At 37.8% G+C, this 13,469-nt stretch carries 13 protein-coding genes; all 13 read right to left on the bottom strand.

Features of this window, described 5'->3' with window-relative positions; translation table 11 throughout:
• Window positions 1-4: 4 nt before the first annotated feature.
• Window positions 5-538 (bottom strand): cell division protein FtsL, encoded by a 534-nt coding sequence (locus I5677_RS10680; RefSeq protein WP_243456565.1) that lies wholly within the window; start codon window positions 536-538, stop codon window positions 5-7.
• A 42-nt stretch (window positions 539-580) separates the two neighbouring features.
• A complete protein-coding gene (gene rsmH / locus I5677_RS10675) occupies window positions 581-1,513 on the bottom strand; it encodes a 16S rRNA (cytosine(1402)-N(4))-methyltransferase RsmH (RefSeq protein ID WP_197661568.1) in 933 nt (310 codons plus the stop codon).
• A gap of 9 nt (window positions 1,514-1,522) precedes the next feature.
• Window positions 1,523-1,951, bottom strand: coding sequence for a division/cell wall cluster transcriptional repressor MraZ (gene mraZ, locus I5677_RS10670; RefSeq protein ID WP_197661567.1), 429 nt, complete (start codon window positions 1,949-1,951; stop codon window positions 1,523-1,525).
• 351 nt (window positions 1,952-2,302) lie between these two features.
• The gene (gene lgt / locus I5677_RS10665) at window positions 2,303-3,235 is read right to left on the bottom strand and encodes a prolipoprotein diacylglyceryl transferase (RefSeq protein WP_197661566.1); all 933 of its coding nucleotides are present in this window, start codon (window positions 3,233-3,235) and stop codon (window positions 2,303-2,305) included.
• Between the two features lie 81 nt (window positions 3,236-3,316).
• The gene (gene ychF / locus I5677_RS10660) at window positions 3,317-4,411 is read right to left on the bottom strand and encodes a redox-regulated ATPase YchF (protein ID WP_197661565.1); all 1,095 of its coding nucleotides are present in this window, start codon (window positions 4,409-4,411) and stop codon (window positions 3,317-3,319) included.
• 202 nt (window positions 4,412-4,613) lie between these two features.
• Complete coding sequence (locus I5677_RS10655) at window positions 4,614-5,285, bottom strand: thiamine diphosphokinase (RefSeq protein ID WP_197661564.1); 672 nt, start codon at window positions 5,283-5,285, stop codon at window positions 4,614-4,616.
• A 177-nt stretch (window positions 5,286-5,462) separates the two neighbouring features.
• Window positions 5,463-6,134: a ribulose-phosphate 3-epimerase gene (rpe, locus tag I5677_RS10650; protein ID WP_197661563.1), complete on the bottom strand. Its 672-nt coding sequence runs from the start codon at window positions 6,132-6,134 to the stop codon at window positions 5,463-5,465.
• A gap of 38 nt (window positions 6,135-6,172) precedes the next feature.
• A complete protein-coding gene (gene rsgA, locus I5677_RS10645; protein ID WP_197661562.1) occupies window positions 6,173-7,054 on the bottom strand; it encodes a ribosome small subunit-dependent GTPase A in 882 nt (293 codons plus the stop codon).
• A gap of 1 nt (window position 7,055) precedes the next feature.
• Entirely contained in the window at window positions 7,056-9,188 is a 2,133-nt protein-coding gene (gene pknB, locus I5677_RS10640) for a Stk1 family PASTA domain-containing Ser/Thr kinase (RefSeq protein ID WP_197661561.1), read from the bottom strand.
• Between the two features lie 17 nt (window positions 9,189-9,205).
• Entirely contained in the window at window positions 9,206-9,925 is a 720-nt protein-coding gene (locus I5677_RS10635) for a Stp1/IreP family PP2C-type Ser/Thr phosphatase (protein WP_197661560.1), read from the bottom strand.
• A gap of 30 nt (window positions 9,926-9,955) precedes the next feature.
• Window positions 9,956-10,999, bottom strand: a complete 1,044-nt coding sequence (rlmN, locus tag I5677_RS10630; RefSeq protein WP_197661559.1) for a 23S rRNA (adenine(2503)-C(2))-methyltransferase RlmN — start codon at window positions 10,997-10,999, stop codon at window positions 9,956-9,958.
• 193 nt (window positions 11,000-11,192) lie between these two features.
• Window positions 11,193-12,536 (bottom strand): 16S rRNA (cytosine(967)-C(5))-methyltransferase RsmB, encoded by a 1,344-nt coding sequence (gene rsmB / locus I5677_RS10625; protein WP_197661558.1) that lies wholly within the window; start codon window positions 12,534-12,536, stop codon window positions 11,193-11,195.
• Window positions 12,529-13,233, bottom strand: a complete 705-nt coding sequence (locus I5677_RS10620) for a zinc metallopeptidase (protein WP_197661557.1) — start codon at window positions 13,231-13,233, stop codon at window positions 12,529-12,531. Before I5677_RS10620 ends, rsmB begins: the two co-directional genes overlap by 8 nt.
• Window positions 13,234-13,469 lie beyond the last annotated feature (236 nt).

The following is a 13,469-nucleotide window of genomic DNA, read 5'->3' as shown; positions in this document are numbered from 1 at the left end:
GATTTTATTCAGGAATATCTTCAAACTGTCTGATATAACTATCTTCACTGCTTTGGTATGTGATTACGGTATTCTTATCAGGATATACCATTCCCAACTCTTCTACAGCGACCTGATATACGTATCCCAAATCATAGGCTGTATTGATCTGTTCATAAGCAGCATCATTACTATTTGATAAAGTTGTCAGTGTATGCTCCAGAGTAATAATATTCTTTTCCATTCGACTTACATTATACTGCAACTTTAGATAATCCACACATACATACAAGGTTGTTACAATCGCTATCGTAAGCACAAAAAGGGAAGCTATATTCATTCCGGTTAAGGCCCTTGGATATCTGTGCTCCTGTCGACGTCTAGAAGGAATTTCAAATGATTGTTCCTCTCTCCTTATGTCTGGCACAGCATTTAGTTTACGGGCTGTGTTACCTTCCACGTAGCTTGTCCGTACTTTCCCATATTGATGATATCGTTTATTGTTCGCCTCCATGCAATAAACCCCTCTTTCCGCTACCTTATGCCATATTACTGTCATTTGTTTACTTCCATTTAAACAAATTTACTCATGTCTTTCTCATCAGTTTTTTTCAAATACTCTTAACTTTGCACTTTTTGATCTTTTATTGTATTCTATTTCTTCCATAGAAGGAAGAATGGGTTTTCTGGTAATCACCTTGCCGCTCGGCTCTTTTCCACAAACACATACAGGAAAGCCGGGTGGACAGATACAAGGATTCTCATTTGTTTTAAATATACTTTTCACAATTCGGTCTTCCAAAGAGTGAAAGGTTATAATACACAATCTTCCCCCGGGGGAAAGTAAATCTATCATATCCTGTAGAGTGTCCTTTAACACATCTAATTCTTTGTTAAGCTCTATTCTAATTGCCTGAAAGGTTCTCTTGGCAGGATGACCGGTATTTATTCTTAGTTTCATCGGAATTGCCGCCTTTACAGCTTCTGTCAGTTCAAAGGTGGTTTCTAAGGGCTTTTCCTCTCTCATACGAACGATATGCTTCGCTATATTCTTAGCAAATTTATCTTCTCCGTAATCTCTAATAATACGATAAAGCTCCATTTCGCTATAGTTATTAATGATATCTTTAGCCGTTATTGATGCTCTGGTATCCATTCTCATATCAAGAGGAGCATCCTCCTTATAGGAAAATCCCCTCTCCGGAGTATCCAGTTGATAAGATGAAACACCAAGGTCCAATAAAATTCCATTCACCTTAGGTATTCCCAGTTCCTTTAATACCTCGCCCATCTCACTGTAATTGCTCCTGACGATCGTTACCTTGTCCCTAAAATCAGAGAGTCGATCTTTGGCTGCCTGTATCGCTGCTTCATCCTGATCAATTCCAATCAGCCTTCCGTCGGTCAGTCTTTTGGCGATTTCATAGGAGTGTCCTCCACCTCCTAAGGTTCCATCCACATAGATACCCTCAGGATTAATATTTAAATGTTCAATTGTTTCATCTAACAAGATTGATATATGTTTAAATGTCATCTTAGCTCCTTAAAAGCTTATTCCGTATTCCGACATGTGTTCGGCAATCGCATCTACATCATCATAATCGTTATTGCTTTCCCAACGTTCCTTATTCCAAATCTCAATTTTATTTAAAACGCCTACAAATACAATATCCTTGTCCAGGGATGCACTTTCCCGAAGTTTCGCCGGTATTAATATTCTTCCCTGCTTGTCCGTTTCACATGCAGCGGCTCCTGCCATAAAGTAACGTTGAAGTTTTCTTGCTTCTTTAGTTCCCGGAAGCGTCATTAACTTTTCTACAAAGATTTGCCATTCCTTATTCGGGTATACAAAAAGACATCCGTCCAAACCCAGAGTAATCACAAAATCTTCACCTAAGTCATCCCGGAATTTTGATGGTATGATAATTCTTCCTTTTGCATCAATCGAATGATTGAATTCCCCCATAAACATATGGCGCACCCTCTTATATCTCAATACCATTTACTGTCATAGTGGTTAGTATGGTAATCCTTATGTATGGCCAAACTACTCTTGGTTATCAGGTAGCTCGTACCACTTTAGTGGACATTTGCACCACTTTTCACCACTTCGCTCCACTTATAGGTACATTTTATTATAAAATTGGGAATATATCAAGGGTAAAAAAAAAAAATAAAGCACAGAATGTCCTTAATTATAAGGAATTCTGCGCTTTTTTTATAATAATTTACAATATGTTGTGTTCGGCATAAAAATCGAACAAAATATGTCAATATATTGTTAAAACCCTCGAATATAGTAAATTAGTCCCGATATAAGGTTTTAAGCTGATAATTTCTTTCTCTTACTTCTTTTATAAATAATAAATGCAAAGGATGCTATTACCAGTACACCGGACAACAGCTGTGAGATCGGAATGGAGGTACCCCATAAAAATAACTGATCGGTTCGTAGTCCTTCAATCCATATTCTTCCCATACCATACCCGGCCAAATATAACATAATTATCTCACCATCGAATTTCTTATGTTTGGTAAATACGATTAAAAAGATTAACAGACCAAGATTCCATAAGGATTCATACAGAAAGGTAGGATGGACCTGGATATATTCAATTCCATCCACGAATGCCGGATTATTCCTAATTTCCATAATTCTTTCATAAGCCGCTTCCTTTCCTGCATATTTATCCAGAAGGTTTGGTTCGGACATTCTGAAATCATAAGGAACATCTCTTTTATCCAGCTGCATCGCAAATAATCCATCGGTATACTTTCCAAAGGCTTCCCGGTTGAAGAAATTCCCCCAACGGCCAATCATCTGCCCCGTAACCAATCCGATACAGCCGGTATCCGCTAAGAGCCAGAAGGAATACTTCTTTATTCTGGTATATACAATTGCCGTTAGAATCGCACCGATAATACCACCATATATCATGAGACCGCCACTTCTTAAGTTAAATACCTCCCAGGGATTGTCTTTAAACTCATCCAGGGAGAATAACACATAGAATAGTCTTGTAAATATAACGGAAACAACGATAGCCACCAAAGCAAAATCCAGATAGATTTCCGTACTCTGTCCTGTCTTCTTTGCCATCCATTCGGCAATCAACCAACCTGCAAGCATTCCTATACCAATCACGATTCCATAGTAAGCTATATGAAACCCAAATACATTAATACCGGACGGTACATTAGGAAGTTCTATGCCCAGGTTTGGGAATCTGATACTGGTACTTAATAACATCTCCATTCAATTCACCACATTTCATAATATTTTCAATTATATCAAAGTTTCGTCGTTAGATATTGTTTCTCATAGGTTTCATTTCATTTATACATTAAAGCGGAAAAGGATTACATCTCCGTCCTGAACAATATATTCCTTACCCTCAGAACGTACCAGTCCCTTTTCTTTAGCCGCATTATAGCTTCCGCACTCTACAAGGTTCTTATAATTTACTATTTCTGCACGAATAAAGCCTCTCTCAAAATCCGTATGGATTTTACCTGCAGCCTGAGGTGCTTTGGTACCAACCGTAATCGTCCAAGCCCTGGTTTCCTTCGGACCTGCGGTCAGATAACTGATAAGACCTAAGAGACGATAGCTTGCCTTAATTAGTTTTTCAAGTCCGGATTCACTAAGTCCTAGTTCCTCCAAAAACATCTTTTTCTCATCGTCGTCCAGTTCAGCAATCTCCTGTTCAATTTGAGCACATATAACAAACGCCTCAGAATTTTCTTCTGCAGCAAAAGTTCTGACTGCTTTCACATACTCATTGTTTTCTCCCTCGTCAGCCAGATCATCTTCTTTTACATTCGCCGCATAGATTACCGGTTTATCCGTCAAAAGATTATAGTCTTTCATCAGCTCCCGTTCATCTTCTTCTACAGAGAAACTTTTTGCCATTTTACCCTCTTCTAAGTAAGCCTTTAATCTTTGCAATAACTCCAATTCCTTTGCTAAGGCTTTGTCATTTTTCGCTCCCTTGGAGGTTCTGGCTATTCTTCTTTCCAAAATCTCTATATCAGAGAATATCAGCTCTAAATTAATAGTTTCAATGTCCCGCAGTGGATTTACAGAACCATCCACATGAATGACATTGCTATCATCAAAGCAACGAACCACATGAACAATCGCATCTACCTCACGAATATTGGACAAAAACTGATTACCCAGTCCCTCACCCTTAGAGGCTCCTTTTACTAATCCTGCAATATCAACAAATTCAATTGTGGCCGGAATTACTTTCTCCGAGTGGTATAAATCTCCCAGAACTTTTAACCTTTCATCGGGAACCGGAACAATTCCGACATTGGGATCTATTGTACAAAAGGGATAATTGGCAGATTCTGCACCTGCCTTTGTTAAAGAATTAAAAAGTGTACTTTTTCCTACATTGGGTAAACCCACAATACCTAATTTCATTGGTGTCTTCCTTCCTTACACAGTTTCTTATTTATTTATAATATTAGATTATATCTTATTAATCATAAAACTCTAACTGTTATATTAATACTTACCGTTAAGAATGTTCTACTCTAAATGTTATTAGATCATATTTTCATGTTCTGCTTATACTTACTTTTATTCTTTTCATTCTAAAAATACATATTTAAGTACTTAGCCTCTAATCTCTTGCTTCGATTACGATCAGACTTCCCTCTAAGAAATCAACAAATGCTTCTTCCTCTATTATTTCATTGCTGATACCAAGGCTGTTACCTGCTATCAGAGTAACATTGTTAAGAGGATACTTAAAGCCCTTAAGTGTCAACTCAGTGACCTTATCTGTAAAGGGAATTAAGGAAACATAGTTACCAAATTGATTGTTTCTTTTTATTGTAAAACTTTTATTCTTAAGATATATCTTATTGTTAGAATCAATCATACCGGCACTGACATTCAATTGCATTGGAAGCATCAATAGGTGGATATTCGCCAGTACATGATCCATTCTGCTTCCTGTTGCACCAACTATATCGATATTCGAAGGATTATGCATCAACGCTAATTCAATTGCTATCTGCGTATCTGTCTTATCTTTTTCCGTTGGAAATGTCTTAATGGGTGTCGATATCTCCTGGTATTTTTTAAGAAGGGTATGAGAAACCGAATCAAAATCGCCTACAATATAATCCAGGGAGAGTTTCAGCTGATCAGCTGCAATTAATCCATGATCCGCAGCAATCACCATAGTATAAGGTGTCTTTAAAACCTGATGTTTTAAGAATTCCTCGTCTACATGTCCACCGGTGATTATTAATATGTTATTATTGATCGTCTTATTGTTTTCGTTCATATCATCACGAATCCTCTGTTCCAGAATATTAATCAAAGTGTCGAAAGCACCGAAGGTGCTTTATTGCTATCCTATAACGCTATACAAGTCCACTTGTAATAGAGTTATAGGATAGCAATAAACAAGTGCGCAGCACTTTTGACACTTTAATCATCTATAAAACCAACTCTTTCTCACTTATGAAATCCCCTGTTTGAATTCAGCAAATATATTCTGATAGTCCGTTACATTCTCTTTGATATTACCGCCAAACACAGAGGTTCCGGATACAATTACATTTGCTCCTGCCTTCAGTACATCGATAACATTCGCTTTCGTAATACCACCATCAACCTCTATATCAAAATTAAAACCGTTTTGAACGGCTATTTTCTTAAGGTTTATTATTTTATCCAGAGTTTCCGGCAGAAAGCTTTGACCGCCAAAACCAGGTTTCACACTCATAATCAATACCATGTCCACAATTCCAAGAACATGCCCTAAACGTTCCAATGATGTTTCAGGATTTAATGTTACTCCTGCCTTTAATCCTAATTTCTTAATTTGTGTCAGAGTTTTATGCAAATCCTGACATGCTTCCACATGTACGGTAATGATATCTGCTCCGGCTTCCTTAAAAACCTCCAGATATCTTATGGGTTCTTCGATCATTAAGTGAACGTCAAAAATAAGCTTCGATTTTTTTCGGATCGAAGCTATTACCGGCATTCCGAAGCTAATACTTGGAACAAAATTACCGTCCATTACATCAATATGAAGATAGTTGGCACCTGCCTCTTCCACTATACTGATTTGTTCTCCCAATCTATTAAAGTCTGCTGCCAATATTGATGGAGCCAGTTTTATCATGTTGTCCTCCTTACATATCAAAGTATAAAGATGTAACACTAATACCTCTTGATATCTTTTAACTCTTTATACAAATCAACATAATTTTCATATCTTATCTTACTAATTTTTTCTTCCCTAAGAGCTTCTTTAACAGCGCAACCCGGTTCATTCAGATGCATACATCCGATAAACCTGCATTTGTCTTCATATTCATTAAACTCTATAAAATAATCTTTTAACTCATCTTTTTCAATTTCATTGATATAAAGAGAACTAAACCCCGGGGTATCCATAATGTAGGTATTATCTTCTACATAGATTAGTTCGGAATGTCTCGTGGTATGTTTCCCTCTTTTTATTTTATCACTAACTTTCCCGGTTTCCATATTGGCATCCGGTTGTAAAACATTAATCAAGGAGGATTTTCCGACGCCCGAGGGCCCTGCTAACACGGTGGTTTTCCCCTTGATTAGCTGCGTAATATCCGGTAACCCTTCCTTGTTTAACATGCTTGTACTAATAACTTCATAACCGCAACGCAGGTAAGTTTCTTTTAATAATATCATTTCTTTTTCTGATACGATATCATTTTTATTAAAACATACAATCGTATATACCTTCTGCTTTTGCATCATGATAAGAAATCGGTCTAATAGATTTAAATTCGGAGCAGGCTCCGCCGCTGCAAATATTACCATAGCCTGGTCAACATTTGCAACAGCCGGCCTGATTAAATCATTCTTTCTCGGAAGTATCTTCGTAATAATACCGATACCTTCCGGTTGATCATTGGTATCAATTTCTACATCATCTCCAACCAGGGGTTTGATATTTTGATTGCGAAAAATTCCTTTTGCCTTACATTCAAAAATTATATTCTCCCTGGGTACATGAACATAGTAAAATCCTGCTATACCTTTGATAATCTTTCCCTTCAAGCTATTCCTCCACAGCCTCAAATTCTACATACCACTCATATGCCTTAGTTTCACCCGGCATTACGAACGGAACACCGTCTACATACATTCGAACGATTCCGACCGTTTCATCTTCACCCTCGATATCTGTAATTGTCAATGGGAATTTATCCTGAGGAGTTATTTCCTCATATAAATTCGTTTTCCAAATACCTTGTTCCAGTTCCAAATAGATTTCTAAATCATCTTCCCCATAGCCATATTCATACGGGTTTAAATCTATTGTTACATCACCAATATAGCGTATTACATTGCTGCTCTCACCATCGGTTTCCACTCCTGTCGGTCCGGTGCTAACAGAGATATCAATGGAAGTACCGACATCTACCAGCTCCCCGGACGAGGTGCTCTGATATGTTACAATTCCAGCTTCATAGGTTTCTGACGGTTCTTCGCTGACATTACCAACATTAAGTCCAAGATCCGTTAACATCTTAGTAGCGTCTTCCAGGGTAGAACCGGTTAACAAAGGTACTGCCACCTGATTATTCTCCGGCCCGGTACTGATATATACTTTTACTGTTTGACCCTTAACCACTAAGGATTCTTTTGCCGGATCCGTTGAAACAACATGATCCTTAGGAATCGTATCACTGCTTACATAATCAACTACAGGGTCAAGTTCATATTGCTCCAGCTTCTTTTCCGCCTGTGCTTCAGTTAATCCGTAAACAAAAGGTATTTCAAAGGATTCCGGTCCCAGACTGATAGTTAACAAAACTTCGGATTTATATATTGTATCCCTATCTGCTTGTGGATATTGCAGCATAACGACACCTTTTTCGTATTCGTCTGAATAATCTTCAAAACGTTTGATGAATGCATCCGGATCCTTAGCTAAAATCGTATCCTCTGCATCTTCAAAGGTAAGACCCACAACCTGAGGAACTTTATAAGTAGCAGCCGTAGGGTCCGGCTCCGGCGTCGGTGTTAATGTCGGTGTCGGTGATAAAGTTGCCTGGGGTGTCGGTTCAGGTGAAAAAGGTTCAGTTTCACCCTTCGGTAATACAAAACGTACTACTAAAAATACGATAAGGGCAAACAATATAATTGCCGTTATAATATATCCTGCCAGGTAAAATTTTTCTATCTTGGTGTCAACGGTATCCAGATCCTCTTCCTCATTTGCTATTTTCCCGGTAGATTCCTTCATCCCATCATGGTATCCATTCGTATGATAATTTCCATTCTTTATTTTACCCAAATCATCATCGGATATATTAATCGTCGGTGAATCACTTGCGACAAAGGCAGGTATCTGAACAAAATCTCCGTCCGGATTCGCAATTGCTCTTTTTAAATCTAAAATCAGTTCAGATGCAGAGTGATACCTTCTTTCAGGCCGCTTCTGCATACATTTAAGTACAATTTTATCTATACTGACCGGAATGCTGGGATCTAATTCTCGAAGAGGCATTGCCTCTCCCTGAATATGAAGAAGTGCAACAGATACGGTATTATCTCCTGCAAACGGAACTTTTCCAGATAGCATCTCATAAAGAGTAACACCCAAAGAATAAATATCACTCTTCTCATCACTATAGCCGCCTCTTGCCTGTTCCGGTGAAAGATAATGAACCGAACCCATGGCATTGGAAGTAATGGTATTTGAATTTGTAGCCTTGGCTATACCAAAATCCGTTACTTTAACCTTACCGTCTCTTGAGATGATAATATTCTGGGGTTTAATATCCCTATGAATGATATGGTTATCATGGGCAGCTTCCATACCCTGAGCAATCTGTATTGCGATACCGACTGCTTCCTTAACTTCAAGCTTTCCTTTCCTTTCAATAAATCTCTTCAGGGTAATACCCTCAACCAATTCCATTACGATATAATGTAAACCGCCGTCATCACCTACATCATATACATTAACTATGTTAGGATGGGATAAACCGGCAGCAGACTGTGCCTCACCCCTGAATTTGTTTACAAAGCTTTTGTCACTGGAATATTCCGGTTTTAATACTTTTATGGCAACAAAACGGTTCAGCCGGTGGCATTTTGCCTTATAGACATCTGCCATTCCGCCTGAACCGACGTTATCAATAATCTCATATCGATCGCTGATAAACATACCAGGTTTTAACATTACTTCTCACCTCTTCTTCATACTTTTATAATTATGATCGCTATATTGTCTTTTCCACCATTCTGGTTTGCACATTTTACTAAAGTCTCTGTAGCCGCTTGGGGATCATCATTTTCTCTGATAATCCTCTCAATTGTCTCGTCCTCCAACATATTCGTCAGACCGTCCGAGCACATAAGTACAATATCTCCCTCATCTAAGTTCACTTCAAAGAAGTCCGGCTCTACTGTTTCGTTTGCTCCAATGGCTTTCGTAATGATATTTTTATTCGGATGAACCCTAGCCTCATTTCGATTGAGCTCCCCGTTTTTTACCATGACCTCCACCAGACTATGGTCTTCTGTAATTTGTAACATTTCTTTTCCTATCACATACAATCTGCTGTCACCTATATTGGCGACATACATGATCTTATCAATTATGGTCGCTGCCACAAAGGTAGTTCCCATACCTTCTAATTCAATCTGCTCCTGTGCTTTGCTACGTAAGATATCGTTGGTTTCTTTTAAAGCAGCTTCTATCATTGTAACCGGAGATGTAAGACTACTTTCCATTATCTTTTGTGTAAAAAACTCAACACAGAATCTTGAAGCATAATCGCCCGCATTATGTCCACCCATACCATCGGCTACGATAAATAAATTCGGTAAATTACCGACCGGTTTCTCCTCGCAAAAGACATAATCCTGGTTTATCTTCCGGCTTTCTCCAATATCAGTTATTGAAAATGCTTTCAAGCCTGCACCTCCTCGTTTTGCCCATTACCCCTAAACGCGTAATTTATCGATATAACTCTTTCTTAATTGTCCACATGCTGCATCGATATCCGCGCCCATTTCTCTTCTAATAGTAACATTAATTCTATTTTTTTCAAGTATATTTTTAAAAATTTGCACTTTTTTGTTCTCTGTTTTCCTATAATTTCTTTCTTTGATTGGGTTTACAGGAATTAAATTCACATGGCAATTTAGGCCTTTGATTAAGGCTGACAACTCCTTCGCATGTTCTTCTTCGTCGTTCACACCTTCAACCAGACTATATTCAAAGGTCAGTCGTCTACCTGTTTTTTCATAATAATAGCGAAACGCTTCCATAACTTCATTAAGATCATATTGCCTTGCTACTGGCATTAGTTTCTTCCTTATTTCATTGTTCGGTGCATGAAGAGAAAGTGCCAGCGTAATAGGCAGACCTTCCTTTGCAAAATCCCGAATACGGTCCGGTATTCCACAGGTTGATACGGTTATGTTACGGGCGCTGATATTTAAACCTTTTGAATCGGTTAACATTCTTAGAAACCGAATCAGGTTATCGTAATTATCTAGGGGCTCTCCCGTACCCATTACTACCACATTAGAAACTCTTTCTTCACTAAGCGTTTGAATACGGTAGATCTGATCCAGCATTTCGGAAGGAAGTAAATCCCTCTCTTTCCCTCCTATGGTAGATGCACAGAAGGTGCAACCCATCCTACAGCCAACCTGGGAGGAAATACAAACACTATTCCCATGACGATATTTCATCAATACACTTTCAATGACCCTATCATCCATTAGACGAAAAAGATACTTAATCGTTCCATCTGTCTCAGAGTGTAAAGCATCTACTTTCTCTAGAGATACAATAGGGAATTTTTCTTTCAGTTCATCTCTCAATTGTTTTGGCAGATTCGTCATATCATCATAATCTTTTACTAATTTAACATGGAGCCATTCATAAATCTGTTTCGCCCGAAAGGCCGGCTGTCCAATTTTTTTAAGTTCCTGCTCCAATTCATTTATATAAAGAGATCTAATATCTAAATTTTCCATTTAACATTCCTATTCTGTCATATATATAGTATGACTTATTTCCAACTATCAACCATTAGAAAGCTCGTTATTCGGTTTTTTTATTGATTTATTCATTTTATAAATACATAAAAAAATCAATAGATTTTTATAAAGTTGTTATATAAAGCAGTTTTAAATGATATCTTACGAATTATATTTATATCCAAACCTTCTATCTTCTTCTCATCCTAGAAAGGAAAAAACCATCCGTAGGATGAACTCCTTGTACCAACTGAAGATAACCCTGTGCTGTAGTTTCATAATGTAGGTTATTAGGGAGATAAGGATTCAGACTTTCCGGTTCAAATTCATATTGCTTTAAAAACCAATCCCTATTTTCTATGTTTTCTTCTTTATTTAAGGTACAGGTACTGTAGATAAGTATACCGCCGGGTTTTACATAATCCTTAGCAATGCTTAGTATTTTCCTTTGTAAATCTATCAGTTCTTTTTGTTGATTTTGTGTCAATTTATATTTAATGTCTGGTTTTTTCCCTAATACTCCCAAACCGCTACAGGGGAGGTCTGCAATTACGACATCGGCCTGTCCGATATTCGCATCATCTAAAACCGTTGCATCCCATATCTTTGTCTCCACATTATGAAGATCTAACCGTATAATGTTCTGTTCTATAAGGCCAATCTTATATTCCGTTAAATCTCTGGCAGATACCTTTCCTGATTTTTCAGCTGCATGTAGCGCCTTTCCCCCCGGTGCCGCACATACATCAATGACATAATCCTCTTTCTTAAGTCCTGCCACCTGGCAGACCAGCATGGAGCTGATATCCTGAACCGTAAAATATCCCAGGTGAAACGCTTTTAGCTTATCAATGTAATCGTAATCTTTGATCTGAAAAGCATAATCTAAAATCTCATTGTCTATGACAGTAACACCTTCGTTTAAAAGTATATCTTTAAGTTCACCGGGTGTAATTTTACTCTGATTACATCGGATGGTTGTTTCTTTTTCTTTCTGGGAAGACGCCAGAAGTATTTCTGTTACTTCAAAGCCGTACTGACCAAGAAGCTGTTCTACAATCCATTCCGGAACGGAATAGGTAACCTGCAGATAAGCAATCGAATCTTTTGAAGGATCGGGATATGCAATATTCATCTTATTCCTGGCAATATTACGAAGTATTCCGTTCACAAAGCCGGAAAGCTTCGTAAAACCTCTCTTTTTCGCCAACTTAACCGCTTCGTTACAGATTGCAGACTCCGGGATACTATCCATATATAAAAACTGATACACACTTAACCTTAGGAGGTTACGTATCAACGGCTTCATTTTTAATACTTTTAAAGAAGCAAATTGATTAATAATATAATCCAAGGTAAGATATCGTTTGACAGTACCGGTAAATATACGGGATAGAAAGGCTCGCTCCTGTTTATCCAGGTGTTGATAACGCTTTAGGGTATGATTTAATACCCTATGGCTAAACTTATCCCCCTCAATGGTTTCAATTAACATATCAAGAACGATTTCCCGGGCATTTACCTTATCAGTCACGATTTCTTCCTCCGAATAAAATAAGTAGTCTAAGTAGCTGTAGAATCGTTGCTGCAGCTGCAGCCACATAGGTTAAAGCTGCTGCATTTAATACTTTTTTCGTCTGATCCAGCTCTTCACCAAACAAAATCCCTGTTTCGCCAAGTCTTGCCACAGCTCTTTTTGATGCATTAAATTCTACCGGCAAGGTTACCAGCTGGAATAAAACCGCGGCAGAGAATAAAATGATACCAATATTAATCAGAGTACTGGAACCTCCTAGTAATACACCTACAATTATAATTGGCCATGCCATCCTCGATCCAAAATTAGCTACCGGCACCAGAGTTCCTCTGAGTCTTAACGGTGCATATTCCTGCTGATGTTGAATCGCATGTCCACACTCATGAGCTGCAACGCCAATCGCTGCAATAGAATTTTGCCCGTATACGGAATCGGATAATCGAAGTACCTTAGTTCTTGGGTCATAATGATCACTTAAATGTCCGGATACTCTTTCAATATGAACATCATAGATACCGGATGCGTGTAATAATCGTTCCGCTGCCTGCGCTCCTGTCATCCCAGATATGCTTCTGACAGCGGAATACTTCGCATAGGTGGATCTTACTCTTGCAGAAGCTGCCAAGGTTAAAACCACTCCGATAATTACTAATATATAAGTCGGATCAAAATAATAAGGAAAATAATATCCCATAATTACACCTACTTTCTTTTTTTAAAATGTTTCTGTTTTTCTATGTGTTATGTTATTAGTTTATGTTATTTTATTCTTTGTACAACAATATAACATTGTATAAATAATTCCAGAATTTCTGTATCATTTCTCAACATAAATATTAATGATCAACTTCTTAATTCATGTTGTATTATTTGTTTACTACTATTCATTCATTAATAAATAGTTAAATATTGATTATCTTCCATACTTTA

The sequence above is a fragment of the Mobilitalea sibirica genome, from assembly GCF_015999265.1.
GTDB classification, from domain to species: domain Bacteria; phylum Bacillota; class Clostridia; order Lachnospirales; family Lachnospiraceae; genus Mobilitalea; species Mobilitalea sibirica.
The sequence above is the reverse complement of the archived record's forward strand: the minus strand, read 5'-3'. Positions and strand labels throughout refer to the sequence as shown.

Coding starts and splice junctions, on each gene's coding strand:
- I5677_RS10680 (WP_243456565.1), bottom strand. CDS start 538: ATGACAGTAATATGGCATAAGGTAGCGGAAAGAGGGGTTTATTGCATG.
- rsmH (WP_197661568.1), bottom strand. CDS start 1,513: ATGACATTTAAACATATATCAATCTTGTTAGATGAAACAATTGAACAT.
- mraZ (WP_197661567.1), bottom strand. CDS start 1,951: ATGTTTATGGGGGAATTCAATCATTCGATTGATGCAAAAGGAAGAATT.
- lgt (WP_197661566.1), bottom strand. CDS start 3,235: ATGGAGATGTTATTAAGTACCAGTATCAGATTCCCAAACCTGGGCATA.
- ychF (WP_197661565.1), bottom strand. CDS start 4,411: ATGAAATTAGGTATTGTGGGTTTACCCAATGTAGGAAAAAGTACACTT.
- I5677_RS10655 (WP_197661564.1), bottom strand. CDS start 5,285: ATGAACGAAAACAATAAGACGATCAATAATAACATATTAATAATCACC.
- rpe (WP_197661563.1), bottom strand. CDS start 6,134: ATGATAAAACTGGCTCCATCAATATTGGCAGCAGACTTTAATAGATTG.
- pknB (WP_197661561.1), bottom strand. CDS start 9,188: ATGTTAAAACCTGGTATGTTTATCAGCGATCGATATGAGATTATTGAT.
- rlmN (WP_197661559.1), bottom strand. CDS start 10,999: ATGGAAAATTTAGATATTAGATCTCTTTATATAAATGAATTGGAGCAG.
- I5677_RS10620 (WP_197661557.1), bottom strand. CDS start 13,233: ATGGGATATTATTTTCCTTATTATTTTGATCCGACTTATATATTAGTA.